17 protein-coding genes are annotated in these 18,681 nt (G+C 43.1%); 15 read left to right on the forward strand and 2 right to left on the reverse strand.

Going from position 1 to position 18,681, the window contains the following annotated elements; all coding sequences use genetic code 11:
* The first annotated feature begins 20 nt into the window (after positions 1–20).
* Complete coding sequence (locus DV872_RS14570; protein ID WP_114630683.1) at positions 21–773, forward strand: metallophosphoesterase; 753 nt, start codon at positions 21–23, stop codon at positions 771–773.
* 26 nt (positions 774–799) lie between these two features.
* Here DV872_RS14570 and DV872_RS14575 read toward each other — a convergent pair whose 3' ends face one another.
* Positions 800–1,558 (reverse strand): DeoR/GlpR family DNA-binding transcription regulator, encoded by a 759-nt coding sequence (locus DV872_RS14575; protein ID WP_114630684.1) that lies wholly within the window; start codon positions 1,556–1,558, stop codon positions 800–802.
* Positions 1,559–1,714: 156 nt separating this feature from the next.
* Between DV872_RS14575 and DV872_RS14580 the strand changes: the two genes are divergently transcribed.
* The 5 genes from DV872_RS14580 (at position 1,715) to DV872_RS14600 (ending at position 7,392) form a co-directional block, all read left to right on the forward strand.
* Positions 1,715–3,127: an aldehyde dehydrogenase family protein gene (locus tag DV872_RS14580; protein WP_114630685.1), complete on the forward strand. Its 1,413-nt coding sequence runs from the start codon at positions 1,715–1,717 to the stop codon at positions 3,125–3,127.
* 15 nt (positions 3,128–3,142) lie between these two features.
* Positions 3,143–4,603, forward strand: coding sequence for an acetyl-CoA hydrolase/transferase C-terminal domain-containing protein (locus DV872_RS14585; RefSeq protein WP_114630686.1), 1,461 nt, complete (start codon positions 3,143–3,145; stop codon positions 4,601–4,603).
* Positions 4,600–5,487, forward strand: a complete 888-nt coding sequence (locus DV872_RS14590; protein WP_114630687.1) for a hydroxymethylglutaryl-CoA lyase — start codon at positions 4,600–4,602, stop codon at positions 5,485–5,487. The genes DV872_RS14585 and DV872_RS14590 overlap by 4 nt, the downstream gene beginning before the upstream one ends.
* A 6-nt stretch (positions 5,488–5,493) precedes the next feature.
* Entirely contained in the window at positions 5,494–6,330 is an 837-nt protein-coding gene (locus DV872_RS14595) for a transketolase (protein ID WP_114630688.1), read from the forward strand.
* A 96-nt stretch (positions 6,331–6,426) separates the two neighbouring features.
* Entirely contained in the window at positions 6,427–7,392 is a 966-nt protein-coding gene (locus tag DV872_RS14600; RefSeq protein ID WP_114630689.1) for a transketolase family protein, read from the forward strand.
* A gap of 81 nt (positions 7,393–7,473) precedes the next feature.
* On the opposite strand, the gene DV872_RS14605 is transcribed toward DV872_RS14600, so the two are convergent.
* Positions 7,474–8,484, reverse strand: coding sequence for a LacI family DNA-binding transcriptional regulator (locus DV872_RS14605; protein ID WP_114630690.1), 1,011 nt, complete (start codon positions 8,482–8,484; stop codon positions 7,474–7,476).
* Positions 8,485–8,633: 149 nt separating this feature from the next.
* Between DV872_RS14605 and DV872_RS14610 the strand changes: the two genes are divergently transcribed.
* The 9 genes from DV872_RS14610 to iolD all read left to right on the forward strand — a co-directional run bounded on the left by DV872_RS14610 (position 8,634) and on the right by iolD (position 18,680).
* Positions 8,634–9,536: a TIM barrel protein gene (locus DV872_RS14610; RefSeq protein ID WP_114630691.1), complete on the forward strand. Its 903-nt coding sequence runs from the start codon at positions 8,634–8,636 to the stop codon at positions 9,534–9,536.
* Positions 9,537–9,690: 154 nt separating this feature from the next.
* Positions 9,691–10,641 (forward strand): substrate-binding domain-containing protein, encoded by a 951-nt coding sequence (locus tag DV872_RS14615; protein WP_114630692.1) that lies wholly within the window; start codon positions 9,691–9,693, stop codon positions 10,639–10,641.
* A gap of 83 nt (positions 10,642–10,724) precedes the next feature.
* The gene (locus tag DV872_RS14620; protein ID WP_114630693.1) at positions 10,725–12,230 is read left to right on the forward strand and encodes a sugar ABC transporter ATP-binding protein; all 1,506 of its coding nucleotides are present in this window, start codon (positions 10,725–10,727) and stop codon (positions 12,228–12,230) included.
* 23 nt (positions 12,231–12,253) lie between these two features.
* Positions 12,254–13,243, forward strand: coding sequence for an ABC transporter permease (locus DV872_RS14625; protein ID WP_171832106.1), 990 nt, complete (start codon positions 12,254–12,256; stop codon positions 13,241–13,243).
* Positions 13,244–13,345: 102 nt separating this feature from the next.
* Positions 13,346–14,029, forward strand: coding sequence for an AAA family ATPase (locus DV872_RS14630; protein ID WP_114630694.1), 684 nt, complete (start codon positions 13,346–13,348; stop codon positions 14,027–14,029).
* Between the two features lie 119 nt (positions 14,030–14,148).
* Positions 14,149–14,955 carry a 5-deoxy-glucuronate isomerase gene (locus tag DV872_RS14635; protein WP_114630731.1) on the forward strand — a complete coding sequence of 269 codons (807 nt, stop codon included), beginning with the start codon at positions 14,149–14,151 and terminating at the stop codon, positions 14,953–14,955.
* 11 nt (positions 14,956–14,966) lie between these two features.
* The gene (iolC, locus tag DV872_RS14640; RefSeq protein ID WP_114630695.1) at positions 14,967–15,977 is read left to right on the forward strand and encodes a 5-dehydro-2-deoxygluconokinase; all 1,011 of its coding nucleotides are present in this window, start codon (positions 14,967–14,969) and stop codon (positions 15,975–15,977) included.
* Complete coding sequence (locus DV872_RS14645; protein ID WP_114630696.1) at positions 15,967–16,821, forward strand: class II fructose-bisphosphate aldolase; 855 nt, start codon at positions 15,967–15,969, stop codon at positions 16,819–16,821. The genes iolC and DV872_RS14645 overlap by 11 nt, the downstream gene beginning before the upstream one ends.
* Positions 16,818–18,680, forward strand: coding sequence for a 3D-(3,5/4)-trihydroxycyclohexane-1,2-dione acylhydrolase (decyclizing) (iolD, locus tag DV872_RS14650; RefSeq protein ID WP_114630697.1), 1,863 nt, complete (start codon positions 16,818–16,820; stop codon positions 18,678–18,680). Before DV872_RS14645 ends, iolD begins: the two co-directional genes overlap by 4 nt.
* Position 18,681 lies beyond the last annotated feature (1 nt).

Genomic DNA, 18,681 nt, shown 5'->3' on the forward strand with positions numbered 1-18,681 from the left:
TTCCAGGTATCCAATTTTTGATGCTTGATACAAATCTATATAAGAATAACCTCAGTAATGGATATTCAGATCCTTTAGGAGCTTTAGAGGATTCGACGAGATCCTGGATCAGAGAAAAGGCTGAGACTGCAAAGAAAGATAATAAAAAACTCTTCGTTGCCATGCATCACAGTTTGATTGAACATAACATAATGGTAAGCCGCGGATTTACCATCCTGGACAATGATTCATTGATAGACATGTTCACTTCCCTTCAGATTGAGGCAGTTCTGTCAGGCCATATACATATACAGGATATTATCGAAGAGCTTAGGGGACGCGGCAAAATTTATGATATAGCGACCGGTGCATTTTCTGTGTTTCCTCATAACTATGGAATTCTGGAGTTCAGTGATAAGAACTGGATCTATGAGGCTGACAATGTTGATGTTGCAGGATGGGCTGGAGAGAAGGGGATCACAGATAATAATTTACTTGATTTCGGTCAATACTCTGCAGATTTTTTCAATGGATTCTCCCATGATATGACGAGTAGATCTTTAGCAGAAGCTGGATATGAACCTTCAGAGATTTCTGAAATGTCCAGAATTGCCGGAATCCTGAATCTGAACTTTTTTGCCGGAACAGAAGAGAAGAATACCAGTGAGCTGGAGGGAGTTGATCTGGAAAGTCTTTTTCAGGATTCTGATTCATTTCTGTTTAAGTATCTTGAGAGTATTGTCAGAGATTCGGAGCCCTCAGATAATTATCTTGCCAATGATACCAGGCCTTAAAAAATATCTATTAAGGCCCATCTGCTCTACTTTACAGTTAGTATATTTATATTATTCTCTTTAAAACTATCAATGTACTGACTGGGAAATGTGTCGCATATAAGAGTATCTATCTTGTTCAGGTCGGCAACAGAGTAAATCGATATTTTATCAAACTTATTGTAATCGGCAATCAGGTACCAGCGCTGAGCCATGGTGGGGATATGCTTGAAAATATAAGTACTTATTATTGAATCTACAGTCAGTCCGGCTTTCAGGTCCAGTCCGGATGTACTTGTAAAGGCCTTATTAACATATATATTTTCCAGCATGAGTTTGGGAGATTCCCAGCTGGAGAAGAGTGTTTTGCTGTCAGTACTCGTCACTTCTCCTCCTATTAAAAACACGCGGCTTGTATTTTTTATCAGATCCGGAAGGGCCGTTATATTATTTGTGACAACTGTAAGGTTCTGAATCCCGGCTAATTCTCTGGCGAGGATACAGCAAGTCCTGCCTGATCCGACAAAAATTGAATCTCCGTCAGCAATCTGTTCCCGTGCTTTTAGAGCCAGGGCTTTAAGAAGAGGATCTTTATACAGACTCTCCACGGGATCATCAGTTCTGGCAGATTGAGCAAGAGACGCTCCTCCGTAAAATCTAGTGGCAAATCCCTGGTTTTCCAGTTTAGCCAGATACTTCCTCACTGATACTTTACTGACATTGAACTTTTCACTTAGTTCATTGACATATACTTTCCCTGTTTTGCTTAATAGAGCTTTTATCTCTTCAATTTGAATCTCTGCCATGGTTTTTACCTCTGTAAACTTAATTATCTCTACATTAAAACAAAATCAAAAAAACATCAATCGAAACACAATCGAAACTTTACAGTTCCGATGGAAAGGGTTAAACTATCATTAAGTAAGAGCAAACGTATGCTTAGGTGCATTTTGGAGGATACAATGAGTCAAGATCGAAACAAGCCGGTAGAATATATAAGAGAATTGATGAACAGAGCCCGTAAGGCACAGAAAATCGCTGAAGGCTTCTCTCAGGAGAAGGTGGATGAGCTGGCTGCGGCTATTACCTGGGAGATTGTTGCAAACGATAAGCTGGTGCAGGAACTTGCTGAGTTTTCATATGATGAATGCCGTCTCGGAGATGTCCAGTCCAAGTATATAAAAGTCACTGCAAAATGCAGGGGTGTATATTTTGATGTAAAAGATGTCAAAACCGTAGGTATCTGCGAAGAGATAAAAGGAAAAGGACTTGTCCGAATTTCTAAACCAGCAGGAGTTATCGGATCTCTGGTTCCCAGTACTCAGTCTGAAATGCATCCTCTTATTCAGGCTATTTTTGCTGTGAAAGCCCGTGATGCCGTAATCTTCTCACCACATCCCCGTGGTAAACGCACATGTGCCAAAACAGTTCAGCTCATACGAGATGTAATGAAGAAGTATGATGCTCCCGAAGACCTCTTTATCCCTATTGAAGAGCCTTCCATTCCCCTTACCAATGAATTGATGTCTCAGTGTGATCTGGTTATGGCCACAGGCGGACAGCCCATGGTACATGCCGCATACAGTTCCGGAACTCCAGCCTATGGTGTGGGAGCCGGAAACTCCATGATTCACATAGATAAGACAGCCGACCTGGCTGATGCAGCTGTTAAAATAAAGGCAAGCAAAACTTTTGATACCGCCGCAGGCTGTTCCTGTGATAACAGCATTATCATTGATGAAACTGTATATGACGCCATGTTGGATGAGTTTAAAAAAGTAGGTGCCCATATGCTGAATACCGCAGAGAAGGCTAAAGTTCAGAAAGCCATCTGGCCCAACTGGCCTGCGGATCATGTATTAAACCGTGATATTGTTGCATCCCCTATTGAAAACATAGTTAAAATCGCAGGTATTGAGGTTCCCGAAGGTACAAGCTTCCTTCTGGTGGAAGAAGAAAAAACAGGTGAAGCAACACCTTTCTCAGGTGAAAAGATGAGCCTGGTATCCACTATTTACAAAAGCAGTGATATTGATGAAGTTATCCGTATCTCCAATGAGAACCATGCCTATTCAGGTGCCGGGCACTCTGTGGGTATTTACTCAAAAACTCCTGAAAATATTGATAAATATGCGCTGGAAACTTATACCACCAGAGTTGTTGTCAACCAGGCACAGGGGGCCACCAATACGGGAAGTTGGACCAGTGGAATGCCTTTCACAAGCTCTCTGGGCTGCGGAACCTGGGGTGGAAACAGTGTTTCTGAGAACATCGAGCTTAAGCACTATATGAATAATACCTGGGTTATACGTGAAATCCCCAGTCGACAGCCTACTGACGAAGAACTTTTCGCCGGATTTACAGCTCGTAAGTAAAGGGAGTCCTAATCTATGGATGTGATGAGTTTAAAACTTACTCCCGAAGAAGCCGCGTCTGTCATCAAAGACGGTATGACCATAGCCATGAGTGGCTGGGCCATGGCGGGATATCCCAAAGCTATCCCGGAAGAACTTGTGAAACGGAAACAGGCTGGTGAGAATCTCTCCATTAAGCTGATTACCGGGGCCAACGTACCCTGGCTGGATGAAAAGCTCGGCAATGAGGGCATTGTTAAACGGAGAGTCCCTATGGTTGCCGGAAGAGCTCTTTCATCACAGGCGAATAATGGTTCCCTGAATTATGTGGAGCAGCAGATGTGCAAAATGCCCCGTCTTCTGAAGAGTGGAAGTTTCGGAAGTATTGATGTTGCTGTTGTGGAAGCCCTGGGGTTTGATAAAGAGGGCAATCTTATTCCTTCCAGCTCTATAGGCATGACTCACTATCTGATGGATGCTGCAAAAGAAATTATCGTGGAGATCAATTCGGCTCAACCGCTAATCCTGAAAGAGCTTCATGATCTCCATATTCCTGCACCGGCTCCTGAAACAAGACCTATCCCACTGCTGAGAACCGGACAGAGAATCGGACAGGGTGCTATTCCGGTGGATAGCTCAAAAATTAGCGGCATTGTGGAAACTTCTATCCCCGAACGGATGACTGCCCAGGCGAAGGGGACCGAGCTTACGAATAAAATAGCCGGTTGTCTGTTTGAGTTTCTTGAAAAGGAATACGAAGCTGATCTTCCCCCGATTCAGACTGGGTTCGGTGGATTAGCAGATTCAATTGCCCATGCCTTTCAGCATTCAAAATTCGAGAATCTTGAATTTTTCTGTGGTGGTGTGACTGAGCCGGTTCTGGAGCTGTTGGCTTCAGGTAAGGCTGCGGCCGTATCCACTGGAGGAATCGGAATCAGTGACAGGGTCATTGAGATTCTGGAAAATACTCCTGATCTTTCAGACAAACTTGTTATTCGCAACGGTGATATTACAAACGGAGCAGAAATAATCGGACGTTTGGGGCTTATTGCTTTGAATACGGGGATTGAGATAGATATCTATGGCAATGTTAATTCCAGCCATATCGCAGGGAGCCGGGTAGTGAATGGGATAGGCGGGGGAGCAGGCTTTGCTCAGAATGCGGGACTTTCCATCTTACTGATTCCTTCTGTCGCCAGGGGTGGTGCTATTTCCGGGATTGTTCCAATGGTTTCCCATCAGGATATCAGCGAACACGATATTGATGTGGTGGTAACAGAGAACGGCATTGCCGATCTCCGCGGTCTGGATGACTTGGAACGGGCGGAAGCTATTATCGGAAACTGCGCGTCTGAAACTTATAGAGAGCAGTTATCCGCTTATCTCAATAAATCAAAAGAACTGTGCGGCGGACACCATCCTCAGCTTCCGGTAGATGCCTTTGAGTGGTATCGAAGATTGAAGGACGAAGGTTCGATGCTGGAGAAAAAAGTATGAATAAAATAGAGATCCATGAAGTCGGTCCAAGAGATGGGTTTCAGAATGTTAAAGAATATATTCCTCTGGAAACCAGAATCCATATTATTGAGGGACTCCTTAGGGCGGGAATAAAACATATTCAGATTACATCCTTTGTGAGTCCTAAAGCAATCCCTCAGATGAGAGAAGCCAGGGAGCTGACAGAATACTGTCTTGCAAATCATAAGGATGCTGATTTTTTTGCACTTGTTCCCAATCTGCGGGGTGCCGCTGCTGCCTGGGACGCAGGTCTCAGAAAAGTTTCCTATGTCGTTTCCCTGAGTGAGAGTCACAATAAGGCAAACATCAGACGATCCCATGATGAATCATTTGCAGAATTTGAAAAGATTATTTCTGAGTATCCAGAGCTGGATATCTGTCTAGATCTGGCAACCACCTTTGCCTGTCCTTTTGAGGGTATGAAAACTGCAGAAGATGTACTGCCCTTTCTCAAACCCTATGTTGAGAGCGGCATCAGGACAGTTAATCTCTGCGACACTATCGGTATGGCCAATCCGGCTCAGGTAAGAACAATTATCAAGGCTGTTAAGGAAGAATACCCTTCGCTGGATTTGCTGGTTCATATTCATGATACCCGTAATATGGGAATGGTAAATACTCTGGCTGCCATCGAGTGTGGTGTAGATAAGGTTCAATCCACTCTGGGAGGACTGGGGGGCTGCCCCTTTGCACCGGGAGCTTCAGGGAATCTTGCTACAGAGGATCTGGTTCATATGCTTTGTGAAATGGGCTATGAGATGAATATAGATGTACAGAAAATGATAGAGCTTGCTAAATTCCAGGCAGGGGCAATCCCTGATGGTCAGTTCAGCGGGCATCTTTATACAATTAGTAAGGAGTAAATCGGAATGTTAGAAGATTATACGATTGAAGAAATCCAGCAGAAAACTGTGGAGATGCGGCGTGATGTAATTGAGATGGGGTATGCTGCCCGGGGCCGGGGAGCTCATTTTGGTCCTGCCATGTCCAGTATAGAAATTATAGCCAGCCTTTTTTTCAAGGTGATGAACCATGACCCTGAAAATCCGGAAATGCCCGAGCGTGACCGTTTTGTTCAAAGTAAGGGACATGCCTGTCTCTCCTATTATGCGGGCCTTATCGAGGCAACTTATATTCCGAAAGATGATATGTATACCTTCAAGGGTGACGGCAGTTATCTGTCAGGTCATCCCAGTCGAAATCTGAAACACGGGATCGAAGTTTCTTCAGGAAGCCTTGGGAATGGATTTTCCGTAGCCTGTGGAATGGCTAAGGCAGCCAAAATCCAGAAAAAAGATCATAAGGTTTACTGCCTTGTGGGTGACGGCGAGTGCAATGAAGGAATTATCTGGGAAGCGGCTATGAATGCCAGAAAGAATAAGCTGGATAATCTCGTGGCCATCGTCGACAGGAATGGTGTTCAGCTCGCAGGTAAAACCAGTGACATCATGGATGTGGATCTGATCTCTCTCTGGAAGGCTGTAGGATGGGAAGTTCTGGTTGTTGAAGAAGGCAACGATGTTGCCTCAATGATTGCCGCCCTAAAGCAGATGAAGGATTCGAAGAACGGAAAACCTCATGTGATTATTGCCAATACAATAAAGGGGAAAGGTATTTCCTATATGGAAGGCAGCCTGAACTGGCATGCCTGTTCTATGAACCAGGAGCATTACGAACTAGCTGTTTCCGAGCTGGCAGACGCATAGCTTCGATGACCCCTCAGGGGAGTGGGGCCGAGAGACGGCCCTTCATAAATTAACCGCCGGTGCTGAGATGCAGCCCGGTCAGATAGGAGACATAGAATGAGCAAATTGCCTTTAGATAAACTTCAGGAATGGTCAAACGCAGGACATCGGACAGTTCTGGGAGATACTCTGGTCATGATGGCTGCAGATATTCCCGAGTTGTGTACAGTAACTGCTGACTTAACACCAACCGCACGTCTTACGAAATTCAGAGATACTTATCCCGACAGGTTTTTCGATGTGGGGATAGCCGAGCAGAATCTCGTCGACTTCACAGCCGGACTGGCTGTGGAAGGAGTTCTTCCCTTCGCCGTAGCCCTGGCTGCGATAGTCCCCATGAGGGCGGCTGAACAGATGCGCGTTACCATGGGTTATATGAATTTGAATGCAAAAGTCATAAGCATTGAAGCAGGCGTAAGATTCGGACCTCTGGGGAATACACATTATGCAATGGACGATATGGCAGTTACCCGGGCAATTCCTAATTTTACAGTTATTTCCCCTTCTGATCCTCTGCAGCTGTATAAGGCTCTTTATGCAGTAGCTGAACATGATGGACCCGTATATATGCGCCTCACAGGAGGTCCCGGATATCCGGTGCTTTACTCTGAGGATTTTGACTTTCAGATTGGTAAAGCCATTGAATACAGACCTGGTAAGGATGTGGCCATTATTTCAAGCGGTTCGCTCCTTGCAGAGGCTGTCTCTGCAGCAGATATTCTTCAGGAAAAGGGTATTTCAGCAAGAGTCATAGACATGCATACAGTAAAACCACTGGATACTGATATTCTGGACAGTGTTTTTTCTGATAATAAGCTGATTCTTACAGTTGAGGAGCACAGTTCCATTGGAGGACTGGGTGCCGCAGTTGCAGAGTATAAGGCAGGATTTTCCAATACTCCCAAACAGATCATTGCCAGTCTTGGAGATAAGTTTCAGAAACTTGGTGATCATGAATTCCTATTGAAGGAAAATGGTTTGAAAGCTCCCGAGCTGGCAGCCATTGCGGAAGCCAATTTATAAAGCCCATTAATTGTTAATATATATAATGACCCTGGAGAATAGTGTCAGGGTCATTTTATATAATTGGTAAAAAGGAGAGTCTTATCTTTTACAGGTTGTATTTCTTACAATAAGTTCAGGTTCCAGCAATATTCTCTGGGGCAGGGTCTTATTGCCTTCATTCTTATTTTTAATTTCATCAAGTACAAGTTTGGTCATTATCCTGCCTATGCTGTACTTAGGCTGTTTGATTGTTGTCAGCTCAATTTGAGGAAGGTGTGAAAAGCTGATATTATCAAAACCTATGACACCGAAATCTTTTCCGGGTTTTATCCCCTTTTCGGCAAGAAACTGTAGAACACCAAGTGCCATAACATCATTCCCTGCAAATACAGAATCGATATCTGAGTGTTCTCTAAACATCTGTTTTGCCATGTTGTATCCACTTTTAATATTATAGTCACCGATATAAAGCAGTGATTCATCAAATTTTAGAGAGTGTTCTTCATAGGCTTCATAGAATCCGTCTCGTCTATATATTCCGGCACTGGATTTCCAGGGACCGTGTAATATGGCGGTCTTTTTGTATCCACAGTCAATCAGATGGTTAGCAGCAATAGTTCCACCTTTCTTATTATCTACACTGACCGAGCTGAATTTATTACTCATCATCCAGGTTTCATATCCGATTACCGGTACATTCACATCTTCAAGCATTTTGGTACTTCGCTCACCAATGGATTTTGCAATAATCCCATCAACCTGTTTCTGCTGAATAGTATGAATATTGTCAACTTCCTTGTCACTGCTCCAGTTTGAAATAGACAGGAATACATCGTAATTATTGGCATTTGCAGTTTCAATAATTGCTGTTGTGATCTCTCCGAAAAGGGGATTGATAATATCAGGCATCAGAATACCGATTGTCTTTGTCTCATTGCTTACAAGACCTCTTGCAATTACGTTGGGATGGTATCCCATTTTTTCTGCGGTCTCCATTACAAGTTTTCGGGTCTCTTCACTGACACCCGGTTTGTTGTTAAGTGCTCTGGATACAGAGGAAAAATTAAGGCCAAGTTTTTGTGCAATATCTTTTATAGTTATTTTCGCCATTCGACAATGTTCTATTATTTTAACAGTGATGTAAAGCTAAATCAGTGACAAAAAATCATGTAAATGCATGAATTTGCGTATCTTTTGTTTACAGAGGTGCGAAATCAGGCAACAATAGGGCAATCGTTTGTTTTGATATGGAGAATCATATGAAATTAAATTTAGCTGTTGCACCCTGTTCCTGGGGTATCGAAGACCCTGATAACATAAATAATCCCCCCTGGGAAAGGGTGCTGGATGAAGCAGGGAAATCAGGCTTTACAGCTGTTGAACTGGGACCCTATGGTTACCTGCCCACTGAAGCAGCTCTGTTAAAAAAAAATCTTGATTTCAGGGGTCTGGAGCTTATTGCCGGTACTATCTATGACAATCTTACAGCCACCGCAGATCTGCAGGCTCTGACACAGAAGACAAAGGGTATCTGCAGTCTGATGTCCAGGGTTTGTGATGGAGAACAGAACGGATATCTTGTTATTATCGATTCTGTTAAGGACGTAAGGAATACTACTGCAGGTCATTCGGAATCGGCAGTCAGGCTGCCAGCCGATGAATGGAAGCAGATGATGGATAATATTAAAGTGATTTCGAAGGTTGCCGGAGAGTATGGGGTCAGACCTGTAATTCATCCCCATGCGGGGGGTTATATAGAATTTATGGATGAAACTGATAGATTCCTGAATGATATTTCAGAAGATATTGCAGGGCTGTGTCTCGATACAGGTCATCTTTATTATGCAGGTGACAATCCTGCTGAAGTTCTTACAAAATTGTCCTCAAGACTGGAATATGTACATTTTAAAGATATAAATTCTTCTGTTTATGAAAGAGCATTAAGTGAAAATATGGGCTTTTTCGATGCCTGTAATCTGGGTGTCATGTGCTCAATCGGTGCAGGGTGTGTAGACTATAATTCTATTTTTTCTGCTCTGGACGGCATGAAATATGATGGATGGGTGACAATCGAACAGGAGCGAGATCCTAAAAATTCAGCCGGGACATTGGAAGATCTCAGGAATAGCCATGGATATCTTATTGATTCATTGAAGGGTTGATCTAATTAACTTTGATGTCTTGGAAAGAAAGTTTGGAAATTCACAAAGAAATTATTTGACAAATTCCTGAAGTCGTTTAATAATGAAGCAAACGTTTGTTTGAATTGTGGGATTTTGTCGCATTCAGATAACAAAAAAACGGAGGAATTTTTTTATGAATAAGAAAATTATAATAGGAGTTGCAGTACTGGTTGTGCTCATCGTATCTATTGTTTTTGTAGTCACTGGGAGACAGGGTCAGGAAAGCAAAACATTGAAAATTGGTGCTGCAATGAGTAGTTTTTCTGATAAAGGACAAACTTATCTTCAAGACGGAGTTCGCGCTTTTGATGCTGAATATGATGATGTAGAAATTATTATGACAGATGCAAAAGATGACCCCGCAGTTCAGCTGAATCAGGTTGAAACACTTCTGGTTAAGGGTGTCGATGCTATTCTGATTGTACCTGTTGATATTTCTGCACTGAAGCCTGTTTTCAAGAAATGTAAAGAAGATGGCGTAAAACTGGTAATTGCCAACAGAATGCCCGCTGAAGAATTTCATAATGAGTTTGATGTATATACAGGTTCTGAATCAATTCAGGCAGGTATTCTTCAGGCCGAGTGGGTTGCCGAAGCCATGCAGCCCGAGGGTGGAACAGTCGGTATCCTGATGGGACCATTGGGACATGAAGCTGCCCGTATGAGAACTGAAGGTAATAAGCAGGTCTTTGCTAAATACGACAATATTGAAATCGTCATGGACGCTGTAGCCAGCTGGGATAGAGCCAAAGGAATGCAGGTTGCGGAAAACTGGATTCAGAGCGGTGCTAATCTTGACGCTATCCTCTGTAATAATGATGAAATGGCTATTGGAACTCTTCTGGCTGCTGAAGGTGCAAACCTTGCGGATGCAGATATCATTATCGCCGGTGTAGATGCCACTCCCGATGCTCTTGAGTATCTTGGTAAAGGTCTGGATGTAACAGTATTCCAGAACATGAATGCCCAGGGATACAACGGTGCAGCGGCTGCATATAAACTGGCAAAAGGTGAGAGTGTTGAAAAGTGGGACTGGATTCCCTTTGAAACTGTTGATCCTGCAAATATGAGTGAATATAAATAATATTTTTTTTTGAATAAGAGGGGAGCGATTTTCGCTCCCCTCGCTTTAATAAGACGTAAGTTATTTAAGAAGCGGGAGTCTTTATGAGTACGGAAAATGTCCTGGAGATGAGAGGTGTTTCAAAATCCTTTCCGGGTGTAAAAGCATTAAAAAATGTTGATCTTTCTATTAGAAAGGGAACCGTACACGCTCTTATGGGTGAAAACGGAGCGGGTAAATCCACTTTGATGAAGATCCTTTATGGTGTGTATCAGCCTGATGAGGGCGAAGTAATTTTTAAGGGCAGTCCCTATGTGGTAAAAAGCCCTATTGATGCCCTTAACGGTGGTATCAGTATGATTCCCCAGGAAATAAGCCCTGTGCCGAATCTGACCGTTGCCAGTAATGTTTTTTTAGGTAAAGAGATCACTACGGGACGTGGTTTTAATCTTGTAAATCAGAAACAGATGGTAAAAGAGACTCAAGCCCTGTTTGATGAATTAGAAATAGATATCGACCCCACGGTTATGATGTCTGAAATAAGTATTGCAAATGCTCAGCTTGTTGCTATTGCAACAGCTGTATCCTATAACACGGATCTGGTTATCATGGATGAACCAACCTCCGCCTTAACAGAAAAAGAGATTGATAAGCTCTACAAGATCATCAAAGATCTTAAAGAGAAGAAAAAAATCGCTATCATATATATATCACATAAACTGGATGAAATTTTCTCCATTTGTGATGAAGTATCTGTTCTCAGGGATGGTGAGTATATCGGTTCAGATCTGATTGAAAATTTTAACAAGGACAGTCTGATCAGTATGATGGTCGGACGATCTATGGATGAATTTTTTCATAAGGAAATTGTCGAAATCGGTGAAGTAGTTCTTGAGGTTAAGAATCTGACTCTATCTAAAAAGTTTGAAAACATCAGTTTTAAACTCAGACAGGGAGAAGTTCTGGGAGTTGCCGGGCTGATGGGTGCCGGACGTACAGAGGTTATGGAAGCCATATTCGGCTTTGTACCCGCAGAATCCGGTGAAATATATATGGATGGAGTAAAGGTTGATATTAAAGAACCTATTGATGCCATCAATCATGGTATTGCCTTTGTAACGGAAGACAGGAAGCAGACAGGTATTTTTCCTGAACTGTCCATCAAAGACAATATAATCATGCCCGATGTGAGCACTTATCTGAAGCATGGACTTCTTGATGCTAAGAAAATAAAGAAAAACTGCCAGGACCAGAGAGAGGCTATTTCAATCAAGACGCCCACCCTGGAACAGCTTATAAAGAATCTATCAGGTGGTAATCAGCAGAAAGTACTGATTTCGCGCTGGCTTCTGACAACACCGGAAGTTCTGATTCTTGATGAACCCACCAGGGGTATCGATGTGGGTGCTAAATCCGAGATTCATCGACTGATCGGTGAGCTCGCAAAAATGGGTAAAAGTATCATAATGGTTTCTTCTGAAATGCCCGAGATACTCTCCATGAGTGACAGAATTATGGTCATGCATGAAGGGAAATATTCCGGTGAAATTAATCGGGATGAAGCAACACAGGAAAAAATACTACAGCTTGCCACTGGCGAACAGCTGTAATTCTTAAGGAGGTTTTGTAGACCATGACTCAGCAAAATACATTAGGAAGGCCCTCAATAGGTGCTTTCATGAGTAAATATGGAATCGTAGTTATTTTTATTGGAATGTGTCTGATTTTATCAATAGTATCACCGGCATTTCGTTCCATGAGGAATGTCACCAATGTAATCCGTCAGGTTTCTATTATCGGTATTGTTTCCATGGGTGTTACATTTTGTATTATTACAACTGGTATAGATCTTTCTTCCGGTTCAATGATTGCCTTGATTTCAGTTGTTGTGGCATCTTTGTCACAGAACTCAGTTAACCCTGATCAACCTATCAGTGTTGTTATGCCAATAGCTTTTGGTATTGGCATCGCTCTTATCCTCGGTCTGGCTTTAGGATCTGTAAACGGAACACTCCATGCTTATGGAAAGATCCCGCCCTTTATTGCCACTCTGGGTATGATGACAGTCGCCCGTGGAGCCGCAGCACTCTTTACACAGGGACGTCCTGTGGGTGATTTGAAAGATACTTTTACTTTTATCGGTACAGGAAACTTTCTGAATGTTCCCCTTCCGATCTTAATTTATATTGCTATGGGAATACTGTCTCATATCTTATTGAGCAAGACAAAATTCGGACGCCATGTCTTTGCAATCGGTGGTAATGAACAGGCCGCCAGGATCTGCGGTATCAATGTTAGAAAAACACTGGTCAAGGTATATGCCTATGCCGGATTCCTGACAGCTGTATCTGCAATTCTTCTTACAGCCAGAACTTCTGCAGGTAACCCCACATACGGAGTTTCCTACGAACTTGATGCTATTGCTTCTACTGTTATCGGCGGTACTTCCCTCAGCGGTGGTATCGGATCTATTCCCTTCTGTGTTATCGGTGCTCTGATTATCGGTGTATTGAATAACGGTATGGACCTTCTGGGTGTGAATGCCTACTGGCAGCAGATTGCGAAAGGTGTGATTATCGTCGTTGCTGTTCTTATTGATGCCCGTAAACAGAAAAGAAAGTAAGTCTTTGTTTACCTGGACCTTTCATCCGCTTAGCTCCGGGAGGAAGGTCCAGGTATTTATCCATAAATAAACGGATCGCTTATAGCACTGGGAGAGTCATTTATGGCAGTTATTACAATTTCTAGAAAACTCGGCAGTATGGGGACATATGTCGGTAGAAAACTGGCTGAAAAGCTGGGATATGATTATATAGATAAAAATCATCTTTCAAAGATAATGAAAGAATATGGCTTCAGTAAATTTGATAACATTTATGATACCATCCCGAGTATGCGGGAAAGGTATGATGAATACCGTGAAATGACAATCAATTTTCTGGCTGAGGTTATTCTTGCTGTTGCACAGCATGATAACGTTGTAATTGCCGGACGAGGAAGTTTTGGACTCCTCGACAGTTATTCAGATGTAATCAATATTCGTATCAAGGCTCCTGAATCCTGCAGAGTACACCGAATCATGGAAGATCGTAATTTATCTGATAGGGATGCCCGGACACTGGTCCGGGAAAATGATAAGGTTCGCCGTTCCTTTGTAGAATCAGATTTTCGTTTTGATTACAACAATTCGACCGAGTTTGACCTTATTCTCGATACAAGTATTATTCCACCGGACCTATGTGTTGACTGGATATCCCAGGCCTATGATGTGACCAATGGAAAACGTGATGACGACAGACCCAGTGTTAAAACACTGAATATTGAGAAAGTGCTGGCCAAACACGTGTCAGAAATGCTGGAACGATTTCGTGAGAATAAAGAAGTCATTGAGAATAGAACTGAGGAATAAAGCTCTGAGAGCGGCCTCCGATCAGCATAGTAATACATCAGAAAGCAGAAATTAATAGAGCTCATAATTATTGAATCTTGAATCATAGGATGGAGCTGTCCTTTCAGGAAGGAGAAGAAATGGATTTAGAAGGCAAATGTAAGATAAGAAATAAAAATGGTTTCACCAAAGGATATACCGAAATTGTTTCAGAAATGAGCAATCCGGAAATGCTGATGACTTTTGGTGTTCTCAAATTGATGAAGGGTGATACTTTCAGCAATGATGAAAATCTGGAAAGAATTTTTTTACTGCTCCAGGGAGAAGTTGAACTCTCCTGGGATGGGAACAAAGAGATTGTGAAGCGGGGTAATCTCTATGATGATGATCCCAGAACCCTTCATCTTCCCCCCAATATTGAACTCACCATGAAATGCCTTGAAGACAATACTGAGTTTACCGTCCACAAGACAGAGAATGAAAAGGTCTTTCCTTCAAAACTATATGCCTCGGCAGAGCTTAGAAAAGAGACCCGGGGCAAGGGAACCATGAACGAAACAGGTACCAGGCTGGTTCGAACAATCCTTGATGTTTCCATTACCGGTGATGCAAATTTTATGATTGGTGAAGATGTTCATTATCCCGGAAAATGGGCAGGTTTTCCTTCTCATTCCCATAATCAGCCCGAAATCTATTTTTACAGATTTCTTCCCGAAAATGGATTCGGTCTCTTAAAACTGGGTGATGAAGGTGTATGCATGGAGCAGAATGATACAGTCATTATCCCACCGGATCTTGTACATCCTCAGGTGGCCGCACCAGGTTATGCAATGTACTTTCTCTGGGTTATTCGCCATCTGAAAGATAATCCCTATATCTCACCCAATTTTGAAGAACAGCATCTCTGGGCTGAAAAGCCTGGTGCAAAAATCTGGCCGGATAGATAGGAGAAACTGGATTGACCCTTAACTTTGCTGAGAATAAAACAATTGATGTTATCTCTCTCGGACGCGCCGGAATTGACCTTAATGCTGTTGATATGAATGTTCCCATGGAAGAAAACATGACATTCAGAAAAACAGTAGGCGGGTCACCTGCCAATATTGCTGTAGCCTGTTCACAGTATGAGCTAAAAGTAGGTTTTATCGGGCGTGTTTCTGATGATCAGCATGGAAGGTATATCCGTAAGTTTTTTGAGACCAAGGGGATAGACACCACACATCTGATTGTTGATAAAGACGGGGGGATGAACGGCCTGGCATTTACGGAGATAATGTCTGCTGAAAACAGCAGTTACATTCTTCACCGTGATAATGTCGCCGATTTGAACCTGGGTATTGATGACATTGATGATAGTTATATAAAGCAGTCAAAACTTCTGGTGATTTCCGGAACTGCTCTATCAAAGAGTCCCTCCAGGGAGGCTGTTTTTGCAGCCCTGGAGTATGCAGAAAAAAACGGATGCAAAGTTCTTCTGGATATTGATTACAGAAACTACACCTGGAAATCAGAAGAAGAGAGCGGTATATACCTCTCTCTGGCTGCAGAAAAGAGTCATATTATTATCGGTACCCGTGAAGAGTATGACATGCTGGAAAAATTTTCTAATCCCGGTAACAAGGATGATTCGGTAACAGCAGCACGCTGGTTTGACTATAAGGCAGAACTCGTAATTGTTAAACATGGAAAAAAGGGCTCCTTTGCTTACACTGGGGATGGAAATATCACAAAGGGTTCAGTTTTTCCTGTAACCCCTCTGAAGACTATGGGGGCAGGGGATTCTTATGCCGGAGGTCTGATATTCGGTCTGATCAGCGGCAGAACTGTTGCTGAGGGTATGGAGATCGGTGCCGGAGCAGCCGCTATAGTTGTACAGAGCCCTGACTGCTCTGAATCAATGCCGACTCTGAAAGAGGTACAGGCATTCATCTCAGACTACAGGTCAGAGAAGGTTGATCATGCTGGTTAATATGACCGCCTGTGTCCATGAGGCATCATCGGGAGAGAGAATTGTTCCCGGGTTCAATGTATTCGGATTTGAAGATGCCCAGGCCGTAATAGATGCTGCCGAAAAATTTAATGCTCCTGTGATACTTATGTCAAATAAGGATGCAATTGAGCATATGGATCTGAGAAGCAGCGCTGCTCTGTACTGCTCTCTGGCTGAATCCACCAGGGTCCCTGTGATCATTCATTTAGACCATGCGAAAACGTTTGCTGAAATTTTGCGTGCCGTTGAAGCCGGTTATACATCGGTGATGTATGACGGATCGGCATTAAGCCTGGCAGATAATATTGAAAACACTAAACGTGTTCTTGAACTTGCCCGCAGCAGAAATGTATCGGTGGAAGCTGAAATCGGATCAGTTCCCTATACGGATAGAAATGAGGAGATAAAATCAATTCTGACTGTTCCTGAAGAGGCTGCTGCATTTATGAGGCAGGCTCCCGTAGATGCTCTGGCTGTAGCTGTGGGTTCATTGCACAGAATGCAGACAAAGTCGGCCAGGATAGACTTTGAGCGTCTCAGAGACATTGAAGCTCTAACTGATGTTCCTCTGGTTATCCATGGAACATCGGGAATCGTTGATCAGGATGTCAAAGATCTGCTTAGGACAAATGTCGGGAAAATGAATATAGGAACGGCTCTGAGAATGGCCTACGGAAAAGAGCTGAAAGAGGAAGTACTTTCAAAACCCGATGAATTCGACAGAGTTAAATTACTACGAAAACCAATGGCTGCTGTTCAGGCGGCAGCTGAAGAAAAATATCGACTGTTAGGTTGGAAAGAAATATATAGGGAGAAGTTATGAAAACTATTAAATTGACTATGTCACAGGCTCTAGTGAAATTCCTGGATAATCAGTATTTGAATTTTGATGGAGAAGAGATCAAATTTGTAGAAGGTGTTATCGGTATTTTCGGTCACGGTATTGTTGTCGGACTGGGGGAGGCCCTGGAAGACAAGGATCATTCTCTGAAATTTATACAGGGAAAAAGTGAGCAGGGTATGGCACATATAGCCATGGGATTTGCAAAACAGAAGAAAAGACGGCAGATTATGGCTGTTACTTCTTCCATCGGTCCCGGAGCACTGAATATGGTAACAGCAGCTGGAACGGCTACTGCAAACAGAATCCCTGTACTTTTTCTCCCCGGAGATTCATATGGTAACAGACAGCCCGACCCTGTTCTGCAGCAGATTGAGAATAGTTATGATCACAATATAACTGCCAATGATGCCTTCAAACCCGTCAGTAAATACTGGGACAGAATCGTAAGACCCGAGCAGCTGATGAACGCCATGATCAATGCTATGCGTGTCCTTACAAATCCTGCTGAAACAGGTGCTGTCACTATCTGTCTGCCCCAGGATGTCCAGGGTGAAGCCTATGACTATCCCGAAGAGTTTTTCATGAAACGTGTTCATCACAACCAGCGCCGCTGTCTTGATGATGCAGCTCTTACACGTCTTGCTGATAAAATTGAAGCCGCTAAGAAACCTTTCGTAATCTGCGGTGGTGGAGTCAAGTATTCAGAGGCGGGAGCTGCGCTGGATAAATTCTGTACTGATTTCAATATTCCTTTCGGAGAGACACAGGCCGGAAAGAGCACTCTTCCTGCAGATAATAAATATAATCTTGGTGGAGCCGGTGTGACAGGTACTCTATCTGCAAATAAGATTGCAAAAGATGCTGATGTCATTCTCGGAATCGGTACCAGACTTAATGACTTCTGTACATCTTCCAAGTCTGCATATAAGAGTGATTCATCAATGGTAACCATTAATATCAATGATCTTGATGCCTATAAGATGAATGCCGACCCCTATTTTGCAGATGCAAAACTATCCCTCCAGCAGCTGACTGCTGAACTGAAAAAACGTGGTTATACCTCGTCTTATAAATCAGAGATTACAGATGCTAAAGCAGAGTGGGCGGAGGAACTTAAAAGACTCTTCAGTCTTGAACCTGAAGACGGGCTGGCTCAGTCCCGTGTTCTCGGTGTTCTGAGTCAGGAACTGGTAGAGAAAGATGCCATAGTTGTAACAGCATCAGGAAGTCTGCCCAGTGACTGTCAGAGAGTCTGGAATACAAACTCTCATAATGCCTATCATGCAGAATACGCCTTCTCCTGTATGGGATACGAGATTGCAGGTGCCATCGGTGCCAAACTGGCTGAACCGGAGAAAGAAGTTTATGCCCTGGTGGGAGACGGCGGATTTCTGATGCTCCATACCGAGCTTGTTACAGCCCTTCAGGAAGGAATCAAAATCAATATCATTCTCCTTGATAACAGCGGATTTCAGTGTATTCACAATCTGCAGAGAAGTCAGGGAATCCCCAGTTTTGCCAATGAATTCCGTTATAGAGATGACTCAACTGACAGATTGACCGGAAAGTGTCTTCCCATCAATTATTCAGCCCTGGCAAGTGCCTACGGTGCAAAAGGATTTGAAGCTGGAACCATAGAAGAACTCAGAACTCTTTTCCCCGAGCTTAAGAAGTCTGAAACACTGAATCTTGTTGATATAAAAGTCCTGCCCGGAACCATGACCGAAGGTTATGAAGCCTGGTGGAGAGTCGGAACAGCACAGGTTTCCAACCGTGATGAAGTAGTTAAAGCGGCAGAGAAGATCAAGGAAATGTCTTCAAAGGCAAAACAGTTCTAGG

Origin of the sequence: Oceanispirochaeta sp. M1, from assembly GCF_003346715.1 — a bacterium.
Classification (GTDB): Bacteria; Spirochaetota; Spirochaetia; order DSM-2461; family DSM-2461; genus Oceanispirochaeta.